This window comes from Streptomyces venetus (genome assembly GCF_039540295.1).
GTDB classification, from domain to species: domain Bacteria; phylum Actinomycetota; class Actinomycetes; order Streptomycetales; family Streptomycetaceae; genus Streptomyces; species Streptomyces venetus.
On the sequence record NZ_BAABET010000001.1, the window covers coordinates 1109485 to 1126998 of the forward strand.

The window sequence follows — 17514 nt, forward strand, 5'->3', positions numbered from 1 at the left end:
GATAGTGCCGCATCACCGAATGGATTTACGCGAAGCGTGACCATCTCCTCACCCACGGCAAACAGATGGCGGGTCAGCGGGGCCCCCGAGCACAATCGGCCGATGGACCCCGTAACACTGACCACGGACCGCCTCCTGCTGCGCACGGTCGGCCCCCAGGACACCGACGCGGTCTACGACGCCTGCCAGGACCCCGACATCCAGCGCTGGACCACGATCCCCTCGCCGTACCTCCGTGAGCACGCCGAGGCCTTCACGGAACAGATGACCCCTGACGGCTGGACCGACGGGTCCATGTTCACCTTCGGCGTCTTCCTCCACTCCGGGGAACTCGCCGGCATGCTCGGCATCACCATGCGCGCCCTGGGCATGGGCGAGATCGGCTTCTGGGCCACGAAGCGGCACCGCTCCCACGGCTACATCACGGAAGCCGCCCTCGCCGCCTGCCGCTGGGCCTTCACCCACGCCGCGATCGACCGCATCGAATGGCGCGCCGAGGTGGGAAACCGGGCTTCCCGCGCGGTAGCGGAACGAGCGGGCTTCACCATCGAGGGCACCCTCCGCTCGGCGACGAACAACAAAGGAGTCCGCCGCGACGCCTGGGTGGGTTCACTCCTCCCCTCAGACCTGGCCCTCCCCTCAACGGCCCCATACCTCCCGGCCCCGACCTAGAACTACGGGCAGTCGTGCCGCTGGGGCGACACGGGCGGACGCAGCGCCATCCCGCACCGTCCCCGCTGCGGGCAGTCGTGCCGCTGGGGAGATGGGGGTCCCCCCTGCTCGAGCGAAGCCGAGAGCTTGGGGGAGGGTGGGCGCAGCCGCACCCCGCACCGCCGGGCTGCGCAGCACCCCGCCCCCAGCGACAACGCCCAGCACGAATCAGCAATCCCCCAGCTCACACCCCGTTGTCAGACCCACCCCCTATCGTGCCGCCCATGACCACCCCGCCCCCCACCGCAGACCTCTCCGCCGACGAGGCCCGCAAGATCGCGCTCCGCGCCCAGGGCTTCCTGGGCGCCCCACCCCGCCGCGCCGGCGTCCGCGGCATCCTCCGCCACCTGGGCGCGATACAGCTCGACACGATCTCGGTCCTGGCCCGCTCCCACGAGCTCGTCCCGTACGCCCGCCTGGGCGCGGTAGGCCGCAAGACGGTCGAGAACGCCTACTGGAAGGACACCCACGCCTTCGAGTACTGGTCGCACGCCGCCTGCATCCTCCCCGTCGAGGAGTGGCCCCACTTCGCGTTCCGCCGCCGCGCCTACCGTAACCGCCCGCACTGGAACCACGAGCTCCCCGACGGCACCTACGACCAGGTCATCAAACAACTCCGCGCCGAAGGCCCCCTGACCGCCACGGAGTTGGGTGGCGCGAAGAAGACCAGCGACTGGTGGGACTGGTCCGGCTCGAAGGTCGCCGTGGAACGCGCCCTGATGTACGGCGAGGTGGTCTGCGTGGAGCGCCGCGGCTGGAAGCGCGTCTACGACCTCGCGGAACGCGCGATCCCGGACGCGCTGCTGCACGAGGAGCTGGACGACACCGAGTGCCTGCGCCGCCTCGTCCGCCTCGCGGGCCGGTCCCTCGGTGTCGGCACCCGCGCGGACATCGCCGACTACCACCGCCTCAAGGGCGAGCAGGTCGACGCGGTGATCGCCGACTCCGGGCTCGTCCCGGTCACGGTCGAGGGCTGGGGCAAGCCCGCCTGGGCCGACCCCGCGGCCCTGGAGACACCCCCGCGCGGCCGCCACCGGACCACGCTCCTGTCGCCCTTCGACTCCCTGATCTGGGAGCGGGCGCGCACGGAGCGGATCTTCGGCTTCACACACCGCCTGGAGGCCTACGTCCCCAAACAGAAGCGGATCCACGGCTACTTCGCGATGCCGGTCCTGGCCGGTGGCCGGCTCGTCGGCCGCGTGGACCCGGCGCGCGAGGGCCGCACGCTGGTGGCCAAGCAGGTCACGCTCGACGGCCCGAAGGCGGTCCCGGCCGTAGCCCAGGCCCTGGCCGAGGCGGCGACCTGGGTGGACTGCACGGACGTCCGGGTGGAACGAGTCGACACACAGGCCGACGCACCGGACCTGCGCGAGCCCCTCACGCTGGAACTCGCCCGCATCCTCGGCTGAGCCCTACCGGCTCACCGGCTCACCGGCTCACGTCACCGGATCACCGAATCACCCGATCACCGGATCTCGAGAATCTTCTCCCGCATCGCGTACACCACCGCTTCCATCCTGGAGTGCAGCTGGAGCTTCTCCAGGATGTTGCGCACGTGGTTCTTCACGGTGTTCTCGGAGATGAACAACTCCTTGGCGATGTCACGGTTGTTCATACCCGTCGCGACGAGTTTGAGGACTTCGAGTTCGCGATCCGTCAGCCGCGGCGCGGGCACCAGCCGGCGCTCGTCCGTGCGCTGGATCATCGACTTGAACTCGGTGAGCAGCTTCGACGCCATGGACGGGCTGATCTGCGACTGCCCGTCTGCGACCGCGCGAATGGCGGTGGCCACCTCGTCCGTGGAGATCTCCTTGAGGAGATAGCCGGTCGCGCCCGCCTTGATGGCGTCGTAGAGGTCGGCTTCCTCGTCGCTGATCGTCAGCATGATGATCTTGGCGCTGGGGGCGACCTCCTTGATGGAGGTGCAGGCCTCGATGCCGCCGCGCTTGGGCATCCGCACGTCCATCAGGACGATGTCGGGCAGCAGGTCAGCGGCCTTCTCGACGGCCTCGGCGCCGTCCCCTGCCTCGCCGACGACCTGGATGTCCTCCTCGGCGGCGAGCACGATCTCCAGACCACGGCGGAACAGGGCATGGTCGTCCACGACAAGGACTCTGATCGGTTCCTTGCGTGGAGAGTCCGTGTCCGGGCCCATGCCGACGACGCCGTCGTGGGCATCCCCGTCACGCATCGGTCCGAAGCTGTCCGCCATCGTTCCTCCCCCTGAAGGCTGTGGCCTGTGGTCCTGAGCCATCGCCAACCCAGAGCAACGACCCACCGGTTGGGTCGTTGCCACCATGATTTCATGCCCGGACGGCACCGGGGTGACAGAGCGGGGCGCGTAGTGGTCGCACAGGGGTGCCCCTGGGGGCGCACACGCGCTCCAGGGGCACCTTCTCCGCTGTCACCCGGCACGGTCAGCCGCCGAGCGCACCGCCCGCCTCGGGAGCGTGCGTCTGGGTGACCATCGTGTCCGTCCTGAGGTGGATCACGCCGTAGTCGTAGGCGTGCCGTCGGTAGACGACACTCGGTTCCTTGGTCTCGGAGTCGACGAACAGATAGAAGTCGTGCCCGACCAGCTCCATCTCATAGAGAGCCTGGTCGAGGGTCATGGGTGCTGCGACGTGGGTCTTCTCACGGACGACGATGGGGCCGTCACCCTGTACTTCCAGAGAGCCGATCTTCTTGGTGGGGACGGCTGCTTCGGGCTCCTCCTCCGGGGGAGCCGCCGCCAGGCCGTTCCCGTTGAGCGTCGCCACGCCCGGGACGTGGTCGGCGACCTCAGCGGCCGAGATCCGGCGCGAGCCACGGCGCGAGAACCGCTTGTCGTGTTGCCTGCGCAGCCGGGCTTCCAGCTTTTCCGCCGCCAGGTCGAGCGCCGCGTACGGATCGCTCGCCGCTGCCTCCGCCCGGATCACCGGACCGCGGGAGCGGAGCGTGATCTCCACTCGGTCACAGCGGTCGGCCTGTCGAGGGTTCGGCTCCTTGGACACCTCGACGTCGAGGCTCATCACCTTGCCGTCGAGCTTCTGGATCTTCTCCAGCTTCAGCTTCTCGGCCACGTGCTTCCGGAACCGCTCGGGCACCTCGGTCTTGCGGCCCTTGACGACGATGTCCACGCAGAACTCCGTTCCCGGATCGCTCCGCTTCGGTGCGGAGCGTCTCCCTTTTGCACCAGGTTCCGGTGAGTCCCGGAACCTCGGACTCGGTGACTCCCACCTCCTCCCCCATGGGCGAGATCTCCACTCCACCGTCGCGAGTGATGAAGAAAAACCCGCAGTACGGCAGTCGGATTTGAGAGGCGTGGCCTGCGGCTTTCCCTCTCAACCGAACATATCTCGCCCGGACGGATGTCGTCACCCTCTACTGCGGCGTACCTCCGTTCAGGTGAATAGGCCCTCTCGTAACCTGCAACGACGCAAGATCTCGGTCAGTTCCGGTTTATTTCAAAAGAGTCCGGTGGTGCCGCGACCACAGCCGCGCACACCACGTCGACGTCTGCGCCGGCGCCACCCGGGCCCGTCATCACCTGCCGACCGGGTCGCCGGCCCGTCCTCTCTCGCGTCGGTCCGACGTTCTGTTCTTCTCTGCTTTCCCACGTCTCTCCCCCGTACACGACCCCAGTTCCCGCAGCGTTCGAAACCGGCCCCGTCTCCGCCCGCACGGCTCGCACGGCCCTCGCCGCCTCCGCCAGGGACGCCCCCGTGGTCATCACGTCGTCGACGAGGACGACCGGCCCCTCGGCGAGCAGCCCGGCACCACCGGGCGCCACCGCCAGCGCGCCCGCGAGATTGTCCAGCCGCTGTTGGGAGTTGAGTTCCGCCTGGTCGGCCACGGTCCGCCGCTGCCGCAGCACACCGAGCACCCGGGCCGGAATCCCGCCCCGCCGCAGCTCGCCCGCGGCCGCGAGCGCGATCCGCCGCACGGGATCATGCCCCCGGGCCCGCACGGCACGCCGCCCGGACGGCACGGGCACGAGCAGCACAGGAGCCCCGCCGCCCCTGATCCAGGCACCTTCGCCCCCGGCCCGGGCCCTCTCCAGCCCCGACCGCACCGCTCCCGCCAGAGCCACCCCGAGCGGACCGGCGAGTGCCAGTGCGCCCCGTTCCTTGTGGGCCAGCAGCGTCGCCCGCACCTCGTCCGCGTACCGAGCCGCCGCGTGCACCACGGGCAGCCCGGGCGGCTCCGGCACCGGCCGCACCGAGCGTGCCGCGGCTCCGCTCAGCGCCGCGCGGCACTTCGCGCAGAGCACCGTACGAGGCCTCCCGCAGCCCCCGCACTCAGCCGGCAGCACCAGGTCGGTGAGGTCCTGCCACCACCCCTGCATGGCCACCACTCTGCCAACAGCGACCGCACCCGGCCACCCCTGTGGACAACGGCCTGTGGACAACTCCCGGCGATCGTTCCCGGCGGACACTCCCAGCGGCCGCTCCCACGAGCGTGCGGCGGCACCGCCCCGGGGCGCGACACCTCACCCCGGATAGATCGGCGCCGTCCCCTCCGTCACCTTCTGCCACTGCGCGCCCGAGGGCAGCCGGACGATCCCGTCCACCGAGTACGCCACCAGCGGCAGCTGGTCGTCCTCGGCGGCGGTGACGTCCTTCACGCCGGTCAGGGCCGCGGGCGCCGGAACGTCCGGCGTGGAACCGTCCACCTGGACGTACCGCATCTGCTCCACACCACCGTGCTCGCGCCCGACCACCACGAGCCGGCTGTCCCCGGCCCACGACATCGCGGTGACCTCCTCCAACTCAGGCGTCGCGGAGCGCAGTTCCACCACCCTGACGGCCTGCTTGCCCGGCTTCCCCTCCCGCTCGATCAGCCCGATGAGCAGGGTCTTCTTGCCGCCCTTCTCCACGACGAGCGCGATCCGCACCCCGTCGGCGGCCACCCGCACGGCCTGGATCCGCCCGTCCAGATGCGGTGTGCGCACCTCCAGCGGATCGCCCTTGCCCTCCTCGAACAGGAGCAGCCGGGAATGGTCCGGATCACGGTCGGCGACCCACAGGCCGTCGTGCGCGTCCCAGCTCGGCGTCGTCAGCCGGTCCTGCTCCGTGCGGCCCTGGCTGCGCAGCAGCGGCTCCCCCAGCGAACCGCCCGAGACCAGTGACCCCACGTACAGCGACCGGCCGTCGAGGCCGACACCGGCCGCGGCGTGCTCGTCACGCGACACCGCCACCGACCGCAGCGCCGTGTCGCCCTCACCGAGCGCCCCCGGCGCCTGGTCCGGCTCGGGGTCGGCGCTGCCCGCGGGGATCCGTACCAGCCGGTCCTTGGCGTCGACGAAGTACAGGTAGTCCGGGCGGCGCACCGAGCTGCGGAAGGCCGCGGCATCGGCCGCCTCCTGCGTGAGCGAGCACAGCTCCGCCCCGTCGGCCCGCAGCTCGACCTCGTCCACCGCGGGGCTGAGGTTCTGCAGCGTGAACAGCAACTGGGCCGCCATCTCCTGACACCGGTTGGTGCCGATGCCCGCGGCCTTGTCGTTGAGGGGGACCGTCAGTTTGTTGCGGTCGTCGGGCGTGAGCGCGCCGGCGCCCTTCGCCAGCGCCGTCCCGGTCGGGAAGCTCGACCTGACCACCGGCCCGAGCCACCGCGTCGGCCCGGTCAGCAGGGAGCGCACCGTCTGCGTCATGGGCTCCACCCGCCGGCGCACGTAGACGGGGTCGGCGACCGCGGTGGGCTGCGAGTCCCCGGCCTCCACCGCGTTCGAGGCGAAGTAGTACTTGTTGACGGACATGTAGTTGCGCTGGAAGTCCGACTCGCCCATCACGACGCCCTGCGGCAGCGCGTCGATCCGCCACTGCTCGGTCTTCGCGTCCTGCGTCAGGTGCACGGTCCTGCCGTACGCCCCGGTCGCCGGCGCGTACGCCTGCTGCGCGTCGACGGTCGCCATCTTGGCGCCGGTCAGCCGGTACGTGATCTCACCGGTGTCCTCCAGGCCGCCCGGGCCCTCGGCCTTGGCACCCGGCCCGTCCGTCAGCACCGTCGTGGACACCTCAGGCCGCCAGGTCTTCGCGGCCTCAGCGGTCAGGTACTGGCGCGCCGTCCTGTAGTGCGGATCGTCGCTGGTGAGCGCCTCCAGGAAGCCCTGCACGATCTCCGACGGCGGCGCGTCCTCACCCGGCGGCACGGCGAACACCCGCACCTGGGTGTCCTGGCGCGGGGTGGACTCCACGCCGCGCAGATCCCCGCTGTCCGGCATCGAGGCACACCCCGCCAGCAGCAGGACACCACCGGCGGCGTACGCCATGACGCGCGCGGGCGTACGCCGACCACGCCCCTCGCGGTCAGCGCCCACGAGATGCCTCCCCTTGCCTGTCCGCGTCCCCCGGCTCGGCTTCCCGGCCCGAACCCGCGGTTCCGTTGTCCCTGTCCGCACCCCGCGGCCCACCCGCACCCCGATCCCGAGCGGATCCGGCCCGACCGCCCACCACACCGTTACCGGCGGAGCTCCCCGCACCGTCCGTCCCGTCCGTCCCACCGTTACCGGCGGAGCTTCCGGGACCGCTCATCGCAGTGTCGCCGGCCGGGCCCGCAGCATCATCCACGCCCTCCTCGGGTGCCGACCGTTCCGCCGCCCCCGGTTCGTCCCCCGCGCGTCGCGCACCCGTGCCCGAAGCGGGCCGGGGCACCACGCGCGCGCCGTTGCCGGGCAGCGCCGTCGGATCGGCCGTGGGCGGCACGGTGGCCGCCCGCGGCGGTATCGGGTCCCGGGCGGGCCCCGAGGGCACCGGCCCGCTCGCCGACTGCGCCGGCACGGTCGCCCGCTTCTCGGCGTCCCCTCCGCCACACGGCAGACCGGCGTCGTCGAGCCCCCGGTTCCGCCGCGAGTCCTTGGGCTCCAGCGGTATCGGGGAGCCCCGCAGCGGCTCGTCCGCGGTCCTGGGCAACGTCAGCCGGAACTGCGATCCGCCGCCCGCCTCACCCCACGCCTGGAGCCAGCCGCCGTGCAGCCGCGCGTCCTCCAGGGCGATGGACAGCCCCAGACCCGTACCACCCGTGGTACGCGCGCGTGCCGGGTCGGCCCGCCAGAAACGGCTGAACACGCGGGTCGCCTCACCCGGCTTGAGCCCGACTCCGTAGTCCCGCACCGCCACCGCGACCGCACCGCCGGCCGCGGCCAGCTTCACGACGACGTCCCTGCCCTCACCGTGCTCGACGGCGTTGACGACGAGGTTGCGCAGCACACGCTCCACGCGCCGGGCGTCGGCCTCGGCGACGACGGGCTGCTGATCGCCGAGCACCCGGATCCGGGTGCCCTTGCGCTCCGCGAGCGGCTCGGCCCCGCTGACCACGCGCCGCACGACCTCCCTGAGGTCTATCGGCTCCGCCTCCAGTGCCGCCGCACCCGCGTCGAACCGGCTGATCTCCAGCAGATCCGCCAGCAGCGACTCGAACCGGTCCAGCTGGTCGGTGAGCAGCTCCGCCGACCGCGCGGTCACCGGGTCGAAGTCCTCACGCGCCTCATGGATGACGTCCGCGGCCATGCGTACGGTCGTCAGCGGCGTGCGCAGCTCGTGCGACACGTCCGACACGAAGCGGCGCTGCATCCGCGACAGGTCCTCCAGCTGGCTGATCTTGAGCTGAAGGTTCTGGGCCATCTTGTTGAAGGCCTCACCGAGCCGCGCGATGTCGTCCTCGCCGGTGACCTTCATACGTTCCTGCAACCGCCCGGCGGACAGCCGCTCCGCGATCCCCGCCGCCATCCGCACCGGCGTGACGACCTGGCGCACCACGAGCCAGGCGATGGCCCCGAGCAGGACGACGACGAACAGCCCGGCCGTCGCGAGAGTCCCCTTGACCAGGCTCAGCGACTTCTCCTCCTGGGTCAGCGGGAAGAGGTAGTAGAGCTGGTACGGATCCCCGTTGGGATCGTTGACCTGCTTGCCGATGACCAGGCCCGGCTGGGAATCCTTGCTGGCGTTGTTGTAGGTGATGCGCGTGTAGATCTGGGCGGCAGTCGTACTGCTGCCGATCCGCTCGCGCAGCGCCACGGGAACGCTCGTACTCCAGTTCACCTCGCCGGAGGCACGCTGGCCACGGCCGCCGGGGCCGTCCGCGTCGGAGGCCGGGAGCGTCACCACGTCGAAGGCGCCCTGGCCACCACTGGACAGCGACGAGACGAGGTCACTCATCCACTCGGTCACGTTCTGCGCGGGACGCCCGTCCGCCGTGGCGACGTCGTCACCGGTACCGCTCGCCGCCTCGTCGGCCCGCTGCTTGGCCACCGCGAACCCGCCGGTGGCCTGACTCTGGGACGCCTTCACCTTGGCGTCCAGCAGCCCGTTGCGCACCTGCCCGATGACGACGAACCCCAGCAGCAGGACCACGCCCAGCGACATCAGCAGGGTGGTGGCCACGACCTTGAGCTGGATGTTGCGCCGCCACAGCCGCATGACGGGCAGCAACGGCCGACGCACCCACCGCATGAACAGCCGGATGACCGGGCTGCCCTGGACCCCGCCCTGGAGCAGCAGCCCGCTCTCCAGGAACCGTCCCCAGCGGGAGCCGGTCCTCCTCCGCCCGACAGGCCGCCCCGGGCGGGCCCCGGACCGGCCGGGCGCCGAAGCGGCACTGTCGCCGGACATGTCAGCTCGGCCCTGCCTTGTACCCGACGCCACGGACGGTCACCACGATCTCCGGCTTCTCCGGGTCCTTCTCGACCTTGGAGCGCAGCCGCTGCACATGCACGTTGACCAGACGCGTGTCCGCCGCGTGCCGGTAGCCCCAGACCTGCTCCAGCAGCACCTCGCGCGTGAACACCTGCCACGGCTTGCGCGCGAGCGCGACCAGCAGGTCGAACTCCAGCGGCGTCAGCGCGATCGACTGCCCGTCCCGCTTCACCGAGTGCCCGGCCACGTCGATGACCAGGTCACCGATGGCGAGCTGCTCCGGAGCGGGCTCCTCCGACCTCCGCAGCCGTGCCCGGATCCGGGCCACCAGCTCCTTCGGCTTGAACGGCTTCACGATGTAGTCGTCGGCACCGGACTCCAGGCCCACGACGACGTCGACGGTGTCGCTCTTCGCCGTGAGCATCACGATCGGCACCCCGGACTCCGCCCTGATCAGACGGCACACCTCGATGCCGTCCCGGCCGGGCAGCATCAGGTCGAGCAGCACCAGATCGGGCTTGGACTCGCGGAAGGCGGCCAGCGCCTTGTCGCCGTCGGCCACGAAAGACGGCTCGAAACCCTCACCACGCAGCACAATGCCGAGCATCTCGGCCAGTGCGGTGTCGTCGTCGACGACAAGGACTCGTCCCTTCATAAACGACATCATCCCATTCTCATAACAGTGGCGAAGGCAGTGGTGAGGTAGGTCACCGCCAGTGACCATAGTCGCAGCAAGCGCGACTGTCTGCCCTCGTCCCCCCACTGTTGATCTCGACGACGCACGGCGGCAGGGCGCCGACGGGGCGGGGCGCCGGAACCGGGCAGCCCCCTTCCAGCCACGGCAGCCCCACCGCTCAGCTCGCCACCGCCCGGGGCGAGCGGGCACACACCTCCGCGAGCGCCCCGGCCGTCACCGGCGACACCACACCCTCCTCCGTGACGATCGCCGTCACCAGATCCGGCGGAGTCACGTCGAACGCAGGGTTGTACGCCGTGGTCCCCAGCGGCGCCACCTGAATCCCACCACCCGCTTCCGCCCCGGCCACCGGCACCTGCGGCGCCACCAGCTCGGTCACCTCGTGCCCGGCACGCTGCTCGACCTCGATGGACGCCCCGTCCGGCGTCTCCAGATCCACCGTCGTCACCGGCGCCACCACGATGAACGGCACATGGTGATACCGCGCGAGCACCGCCAGCGGATAACTCCCGACCTTGTTCGCCACCGAACCGTCCGCCGTGATGCGGTCCGCCCCGATCAGCACCGCGTCCACCTCACCCGCGGCGAACAGCGACCCGGCCGCGTTGTCCGTGAGCAGCGTGTACGCCATCCCGCTGCGCGCCGCCTCGTACGCCGTCAGACGCGCACCCTGCAGCAACGGACGCGTCTCGTCCACCCACAGACGCCGCAGGCGGCCCGTCCGGTGCGCCGCGAGCGCCACCGCGAACGCCGTCCCCTCCCCGCCCGACACCAGCGAACCGGTGTTGCAGTGGGTGAGCAGCCGATGGCCACCCCCGGGCACCAGCTCCTCCAGCAGCGCCAGCCCGTGCTCGGCCATCCGCGCACTGGCCTCCGCGTCCTCCCGGTGCAGCTGCCGCGCCGCCGCCAGCGCCGCCGCGGCCGCCTGCCGGACGTCACCGCCCTTGGCCAGCGCGGCCTCGTGCGCCTCCTGCGCCCGGCGCACACCGACGGCCAGGTTCACCGCGGTCGGCCGGGCGCTCGCCAGCGCGGCCGCGGCCTCGCCCACGTCGAAGCCCCGCGCGGCGGCGAGCGCGACACCGTACGCCCCGGCGATACCGAGCAGCGGCGCCCCGCGCACGGCGAGCGAGCGGATCGCCTCCACGAGCGCGGGCGCGTCCGTACAGACCAGTTCGACCTCCTGAGCAGGCAGCCTCGTCTGGTCGAGCAGGACCAGAACCGGACCTTCCGGCGGCTCTTCCCAACGGATCGCCGGAAACCCGGTCGGCCGTTTGTCATCGCCGCTGTACGCGTACTGATCAGCCATGCCGTCAGTCTGCCCCCTAACGAGCGGACAATTGAAGGTGCGCAGCCCATACCGCCGCCGGTCACTCGAAGACCACCCCATGGCACGATGGCTGCCAACCTGCCGCCGCGTCCGCGGACGGGCACCGTGAAGGAGCGACGATGAACGACACTCCGGGCTGGGCCTCGCCCGGATCCGCCCCGTCCGACGGACACGAGCCTGACGCGTCCGGCCCTGCCGAGCCCACCGACCGCCCCGGCCCCGCGCCCTCCGCCGACCAGCCGAGCCAGCCGGGCGAGGCCCCGCAGGGCCCCGGCCCGCAGTGGTCCAAGGACCAGCCGCCAGCCGCCCAGTGGTCCGCCCCCAGCGGCCCGGCCGGCCCCGGCCAGGCACCCCCGCCCCCGCCGCCCGGACCAGGCTGGGGCACCCAACCCCCCGGCGGCCCCGCCGGCCACGGCGGATACGGAAGCCCCGGAGGCTACGGCGGCCCCGCGGGCCCCGGGGCCTACGGCGGCTGGGGAAGCGGCTGGGGCGGCCCCCCGCCCGCGGCCAAACCCGGCGTGATCCCGCTCCGCCCTCTCGGCGTGGGCGAGATCCTCGACGGCGCCGTCTCCACCATGCGCACCTACTGGCGCACGGTCCTGGGCATCTCCCTGACCGTCGCGGTCCTCACCGAGGTCATCGTCGTGCTGTTCCAGGGCCTCGTCCTGGACAACTCCAGCAGCGAGGCGCTCAACGACCCGAACGCCGGCCTCGACGAGCTGAGCCGCGCCATGGGCGACGCCATGCTCAACTCCACCGTCGTCTTCGTCATCTCCCTGGTCGGCACGGTCATCGCGACCGCCCTGCTCACCACCGTCACCAGCCGCGCCGTGCTCGGCAAGTCGGTGACGATCGGCGAGGCCTGGCGGGACGCCCGCCCTCAGGTCGCCAAACTGTTCGGCCTCATCTGCCTGTTGCTGCTCATCACCGCCGGCATCGTCACCGTGGGCACCCTGCCCGGCCTCTTCCTCTCCCTCTCCGGGAGCACCGGCCCGGGCGTCGCCCTCACCGTGCTGGGCATCATCGGCGCCGGCATCGTCGCCCTCTGGCTGATGATCCGCTTCTCCCTCGCCTCGCCCGCCCTGATGCTGGAGAAGCAGGGCATCAAGAAGGCCATGAGCCGCTCCGCGAAGCTGGTCAACGGCACCTGGTGGCGGATCTTCGGCATCCAGCTGCTCGCCACGATCATCGCGAACGTCGTCGCCTCGATCATCGTCATCCCCTTCACCTTCCTCGCCGCGGCCCTCGGCGGCGACGGCATCACCGGCTGGCTCAACAGCGGCGGCTCCAGCCTCGGCTGGACGTTCCTCATCGTCAGCGGCATCGGCTCGGTGATCGGCTCCATGATCACGTTCCCGATCACGGCCGGCGTCACCGTCCTCCTCTACATCGACCAGCGCATCCGCCGCGAGGCCCTCGACCTCGAACTGGCCCGCGCCGCCGGCGTCCAGAGCCACGGCTCCACCGCCCCCGGCGCGACCCCGGGGAGCTGATGGGGTGAGCTGGGCGGGGGAACCTCTCACAGCGGTGCTGACACGCACCTCCATACGGACGCTGCTGAGCGCCGGCGACATCTCCGCGCTGTCGTCGGCAGGCTCCACCGACGAGCCACCGCTCACCACCCCGCGCGACCCAGCGCGCGAAGCGGCCCGGCGCGAGCTGTCCAAGCGGATGTACCACGAGAACGACCCCAGCCTCATCCAACGCGCCCTCGACGCCTTCTGGGACTGGCTCGGCAAACTCCTCAACGCCGCCTCGACCGCGACACCCGGCGGCACACTCGGCCTGGTCGTCATCATTCTGGCCGTCGTCGCGCTCGTGGCCGCGCTGTGGTGGCGCCTGGGCACCCCGCGCCGCCAACCCACCTCTTCCGCCACCCTGTTCGACGACCGCCCCCGCAGCGCCGCCGACCACCGCGCGGCCGCCGAGGCACACGCCGCCCAGGGCCACTGGAACCAGGCCGTCCAGGAACGCATGCGGGCCCTCGTCCGCGCCCTCGAGGAACGCGCCCTCCTCGACGTCCGCCCCGGCCGCACCGCCGACGAGGCCGCCGCCGAAGCCGGCCGGGCCCTGCCCGCCCACACCGACCGACTGCGCGCCGCCGCCCACGACTTCGACGACGTGACGTACGGCGGCCGCTCGGCGACCGAGCAGTCGTACCACCGCATCGCCGAACTCGACCGCGACCTGGAACGCACCAAACCCCAGCTCGCGACCAGCAGCGCCCACAGCACGGCCCCCGACACCCACCAGGGAGCCGCCGAATGACCACCGAGGCCACCCTCCCGTCCACCTCGGCCTCGCCCACCGCCCGCCAACTGTGGACCCGCACGCGCGGCATCGCACTCGCCCTCGTGGTGCTCCTCGCCGGAGCCATCGCGATCGCCGTGATCCGCTCCGACGCCCGGCACGGCGAACTCGACCCGCGCTCCGCCGACCCGGGCGGCAGCCGCGCCGTCGCCGAACTCCTCGCCGACCGGGGCGTGGACACCCGCGTGGTCACCACGCTGCACGAGGCAACCGCGGCGACCGGCCCGGACACGACCCTCCTCGTCGCCGTACCCGACCTGCTGACCCGCAGTCAGCAGTCGCGCCTGCACAGCGCGTTCGCCGACAGCGGCGGCCGAACCGTCCTGGTCGCCTCCGGCAGCGCCTCCGTCGAACAGCTCGCCCCCGGCGTCACCGCCGACCCCGCCACCAGCCTCGACTCCACGCTCTCCCCCGACTGCGACCTGCCCGCCGCCCGGCGCGCCGGAAGCGCGGACACCGGCGGCGTCCGCTACAGCACCACCCACCTCGACGCCGACGCGTGCTACCCCAGCGAGCGCCTGGCCACCCTGCTGCGCGTCCCGGACCCGACCGGGGACGGCGACACCGTCCTCCTCGGCGCGCCCGACATCCTCCTCAACGACCGCCTCGACGAGCAGGGCAACGCCTCGCTCGCCCTCCAACTCCTCGGCTCCCGCCCCCATCTGGTCTGGTACCTCCCCTCGCTCTCCGACGCCTCGGCCACCGGCACCGACGACGAGCGCAGCTTCTTCGACCTGCTCCCCTCGGGCTGGCTCTGGGGCACCCTGCAACTCTTCATCGCCGCAGCCCTGGCCGCCCTCTGGCGCGCACGCCGGCTCGGCCCCCTCGTGCCCGAAAAACTCCCCGTCGCGATCCGCGCCTCCGAAACCGCCGAAGGCCGCGCCCGCCTCTACCGCAAGGCCGACGCCCGCGACCGCGCGGCAAGCGCTCTTCGCTCCACCACCCGCACCCGCCTCGCCCCCCTCGTAGGCGTCCCCGTCACCCAGGCGCACACGCCCGAGGCCCTGCTCCCCGCCCTGTCCGCCCACCTCCACGGCGACGGCCAGGACCTGCACGCCCTCCTCTTCGGACCACCGCCCAGCGACGACGCAGCACTCATCGCACTCGCCGACCGACTCGACGCCCTCGAAAGAGAGGTACGCCGTCCATGATGGACCCGACCACTGACAACGCCGGGCAGACCGGGGACCCGGGCACCGCCCGAGACGCCCTGGAGGCCCTGCGCGCCGAGATCGCCAAGGCCGTGGTCGGCCAGGACCCCGCCGTCACCGGCCTCGTCGTCGCCCTGCTCTGCCGCGGCCACGTCCTCCTCGAAGGCGTCCCCGGCGTCGCCAAGACCCTCCTGGTCCGCGCCCTCGCCTCCGCCCTCGAACTCGAGACCAAGCGCGTCCAGTTCACCCCCGACCTGATGCCCAGCGACGTCACCGGCTCCCTGGTCTACGACACCCGGTCCGCCGAGTTCTCCTTCCAGCCCGGCCCGGTCTTCACCAACCTCCTCCTCGCCGACGAGATCAACCGCACGCCCCCCAAGACCCAGTCGTCCCTCCTGGAAGCCATGGAGGAACGCCAGGTCACCGTCGACGGCACCCCCCGCCCCCTCCCCGACCCGTTCCTGGTGGCGGCCACGCAGAACCCGGTGGAGTACGAGGGCACCTATCCCCTCCCCGAAGCCCAGCTGGACCGCTTCCTCCTCAAACTCACGATCCCCCTCCCCTCCCGCCAGGACGAGATCGACGTCCTCACCCGCCACGCCGGGGGCTTCGACCCACGCGACCTCCACGCCGCCGGCGTACGCCCCGTGGCGGGCCCGGCCGACCTGGCGGCAGCCCGCGCCGCCGTCGCCAAGACGACCATCTCCCCCGAGATCACCGCCTACGTCGTCGACATCTGCCGCGCCACCCGCGAGTCGCCGTCCCTCACTCTCGGCGTCTCCCCCCGAGGCGCCACGGCCCTCCTGGCCACCGCCCGTGCCTGGGCCTGGCTGACGGGCCGCGACTACGTCATCCCCGACGACGTGAAGGCCCTCGCCCTCCCCACCCTCCGCCACCGCGTCCAGCTCCGCCCGGAGGCAGAAATGGAAGGCGTGACAGCCGACTCCGTCATCAACGCGATCCTTGCCCACGTCCCCGTCCCCCGCTGATGGCACTCACCGGACGCGCCGCCCTCCTCGCGGCCCTGGGCTCCCTCCCCGTCGGCATCTGGGAGCCCAGCTGGACGGGCATCCTGGCGGTCAACGCCCCCCTGGCCGTGGCCTGCGCCTGCGACTTCGCGCTGGCCGCCCCCGTACGCCGCCTGGGCCTGACCCGCTCCGGCGACACCTCCGTACGTCTGGGCGACACGGCGGACGTGACCCTCACGGTCACCAACCCGTCCCGCCGCCCCCTCCGCGCCCACCTCCGCGACGCCTGGCCCCCCAGCAGCTGGCTGCCCGGCACGGAACCCACGGCTTCCCGCCACCACCTCACGGTCCCCGCGGGCGAACGCCGACGTCTGACGACCCGCCTGCGCCCCACCCGCCGTGGCGACCGCCAGGCCGACCGGGTCACCATCCGCTCGTACGGCCCCCTCGGCCTCTTCTCCCGCCAGGGCACCCACAAAGCCCCCTGGACGGTACGCGTCCTGCCCCCGTTCACCAGCCGCAAGCACCTGCCTTCCAAACTGGCCCGCCTGCGCGAACTGGACGGCCGCACCAGCGTGCTCACCCGCGGCGAGGGCACCGAATTCGACAGCCTGCGCGAGTACGTCCCCGGCGACGACACCCGCTCCATCGACTGGCGCGCCACAGCCCGCCAGTCCGCTGTCGCCGTACGCACCTGGCGCCCGGAACGCGACCGCCACATCCTCCTGGTCCTCGACACCGGCCGTACCTCGGCAGGCCGCGTGGGCGACGCGCCCCGCCTCGACGCCTCCATGGACGCGGCCCTGCTCCTCGCAGCCCTCGCCTCGCGCGCCGGCGACCGCGTGGACCTCCTCGCCTACGACCGCAAGACCCGCGCCCTCGTCCAGGGCCGTACCGCAGGTGACCTGCTCCCATCCCTGGTCAACGCGCTGGCCACGCTCGAACCCGAGCTCGTCGAGACGGACGCCCGAGGTCTCACGGCCACCGCACTGCGCACTTCCCCGCGCCGCTCCCTGATCGTTCTCCTCAGCACGCTGGACGCCGCCCCGATCGAAGAGGGCCTGCTCCCGGTCCTGTCCCAGCTCACCCAACGCCACACGGTCCTGCTGGCATCGGTGGCGGACCCGCACATCACGGAAATGGCCACGGCACGCGGAGACGTCGACGCCGTCTACGAGGCAGCCGCGGCCGCCCAGGCTCAGTCCGAACGCCATCGCACGGCAGAACAACTCCGCCGCCACGGCGTCACGGTCGTGGACGCCACCCCCGACGACCTGGCGCCGGCACTGGCGGACGCGTACTTGGCATTGAAGGCAGCCGGTCGTCTCTGACGAAACAACGAAACAACGAAACGAAACAAGATCCCCGGAAGGGGACCCTGAACGCAGAAAACCCCCGCACCGTAAGGTGCGGGGGTTTTCCCAAAAATTGTTCGGCGGCGTCCTACTCTCCCACAGGGTCCCCCCTGCAGTACCATCGGCGCTGTAAGGCTTAGCTTCCGGGTTCGGAATGTAACCGGGCGTTTCCCCTACGCTATAACCACCGAAACACTATGAAACTGTCAGCCGCACCACGCTGTGGCAACGTGGGGCTGTTCGTGGTTTCAGAACCAACACAGTGGACGCGAGCAACTGAGGACAAGCCCTCGGCCTATTAGTACCGGTCACCTCCACACGTTACCGTGCTTCCAGATCCGGCCTATCAACCCAGTCGTCTACTGGGAGCCTTACCCCATCAA

14 protein-coding genes and 2 rRNA genes are annotated in these 17514 nt (G+C 71.7%); 7 read left to right on the forward strand and 9 right to left on the reverse strand.

The window, feature by feature from the left end:
- Window positions 1–102: 102 nt before the first annotated feature.
- Together ABEA82_RS04775 and ABEA82_RS04780 are read left to right on the forward strand one after the other, a co-directional pair.
- A complete protein-coding gene (locus ABEA82_RS04775; RefSeq protein WP_345660078.1) occupies window positions 103–672 on the forward strand; it encodes a GNAT family N-acetyltransferase in 570 nt (189 codons plus the stop codon).
- A gap of 263 nt (window positions 673–935) precedes the next feature.
- On the forward strand, window positions 936–2120 hold the full coding sequence (locus tag ABEA82_RS04780) for a winged helix-turn-helix domain-containing protein (RefSeq protein WP_345660079.1): 1185 nt from the start codon (window positions 936–938) through the stop codon (window positions 2118–2120).
- 56 nt (window positions 2121–2176) lie between these two features.
- Here ABEA82_RS04780 and ABEA82_RS04785 read toward each other — a convergent pair whose 3' ends face one another.
- The 7 genes from ABEA82_RS04785 to mtnA all read right to left on the reverse strand — a co-directional run bounded on the left by ABEA82_RS04785 (window position 2177) and on the right by mtnA (window position 11326).
- Window positions 2177–2923: a response regulator gene (locus ABEA82_RS04785; RefSeq protein WP_345660080.1), complete on the reverse strand. Its 747-nt coding sequence runs from the start codon at window positions 2921–2923 to the stop codon at window positions 2177–2179.
- Window positions 2924–3128: 205 nt separating this feature from the next.
- On the reverse strand, window positions 3129–3830 hold the full coding sequence (gene hpf / locus ABEA82_RS04790) for a ribosome hibernation-promoting factor, HPF/YfiA family (RefSeq protein WP_345660081.1): 702 nt from the start codon (window positions 3828–3830) through the stop codon (window positions 3129–3131).
- A gap of 311 nt (window positions 3831–4141) precedes the next feature.
- Window positions 4142–5038: a ComF family protein gene (locus ABEA82_RS04795; RefSeq protein WP_345660082.1), complete on the reverse strand. Its 897-nt coding sequence runs from the start codon at window positions 5036–5038 to the stop codon at window positions 4142–4144.
- A 144-nt stretch (window positions 5039–5182) separates the two neighbouring features.
- Window positions 5183–7009: an LpqB family beta-propeller domain-containing protein gene (locus ABEA82_RS04800; RefSeq protein ID WP_345660083.1), complete on the reverse strand. Its 1827-nt coding sequence runs from the start codon at window positions 7007–7009 to the stop codon at window positions 5183–5185.
- Window positions 6999–9299 carry an MtrAB system histidine kinase MtrB gene (mtrB, locus tag ABEA82_RS04805; RefSeq protein ID WP_345660084.1) on the reverse strand — a complete coding sequence of 767 codons (2301 nt, stop codon included), beginning with the start codon at window positions 9297–9299 and terminating at the stop codon, window positions 6999–7001. Before mtrB ends, ABEA82_RS04800 begins: the two co-directional genes overlap by 11 nt.
- Before the next feature lies 1 nt (window position 9300).
- On the reverse strand, window positions 9301–9990 hold the full coding sequence (gene mtrA / locus ABEA82_RS04810; RefSeq protein WP_003990656.1) for a two-component system response regulator MtrA: 690 nt from the start codon (window positions 9988–9990) through the stop codon (window positions 9301–9303).
- 187 nt (window positions 9991–10177) lie between these two features.
- Window positions 10178–11326, reverse strand: coding sequence for an S-methyl-5-thioribose-1-phosphate isomerase (gene mtnA / locus ABEA82_RS04815; protein WP_345660085.1), 1149 nt, complete (start codon window positions 11324–11326; stop codon window positions 10178–10180).
- A 140-nt stretch (window positions 11327–11466) separates the two neighbouring features.
- On the opposite strand from mtnA, the gene ABEA82_RS04820 reads away from it, so the two are divergent.
- From ABEA82_RS04820 to ABEA82_RS04840, 5 genes are read left to right on the forward strand one after another with little or no spacing between them, the layout of a single operon-like run.
- Window positions 11467–12840: a DUF7847 domain-containing protein gene (locus ABEA82_RS04820; protein ID WP_345660086.1), complete on the forward strand. Its 1374-nt coding sequence runs from the start codon at window positions 11467–11469 to the stop codon at window positions 12838–12840.
- A 37-nt stretch (window positions 12841–12877) separates the two neighbouring features.
- Window positions 12878–13615 (forward strand): DUF4129 domain-containing protein, encoded by a 738-nt coding sequence (locus tag ABEA82_RS04825; protein WP_345660126.1) that lies wholly within the window; start codon window positions 12878–12880, stop codon window positions 13613–13615.
- Window positions 13612–14808: a DUF4350 domain-containing protein gene (locus tag ABEA82_RS04830; protein WP_345660087.1), complete on the forward strand. Its 1197-nt coding sequence runs from the start codon at window positions 13612–13614 to the stop codon at window positions 14806–14808. Before ABEA82_RS04825 ends, ABEA82_RS04830 begins: the two co-directional genes overlap by 4 nt.
- Window positions 14808–15797 carry an AAA family ATPase gene (locus ABEA82_RS04835; RefSeq protein WP_345660127.1) on the forward strand — a complete coding sequence of 330 codons (990 nt, stop codon included), beginning with the start codon at window positions 14808–14810 and terminating at the stop codon, window positions 15795–15797. Before ABEA82_RS04830 ends, ABEA82_RS04835 begins: the two co-directional genes overlap by 1 nt.
- Window positions 15797–17107, forward strand: a complete 1311-nt coding sequence (locus tag ABEA82_RS04840; RefSeq protein ID WP_345660088.1) for a DUF58 domain-containing protein — start codon at window positions 15797–15799, stop codon at window positions 17105–17107. Before ABEA82_RS04835 ends, ABEA82_RS04840 begins: the two co-directional genes overlap by 1 nt.
- Before the next feature lie 99 nt (window positions 17108–17206).
- Here the strand turns inward: ABEA82_RS04840 and rrf are convergent.
- Window positions 17207–17323, reverse strand: a 5S ribosomal RNA gene (gene rrf, locus ABEA82_RS04845).
- 86 nt (window positions 17324–17409) lie between these two features.
- A 23S ribosomal RNA gene (locus ABEA82_RS04850) occupies window positions 17410–17514 on the reverse strand; the annotation flags it as partial.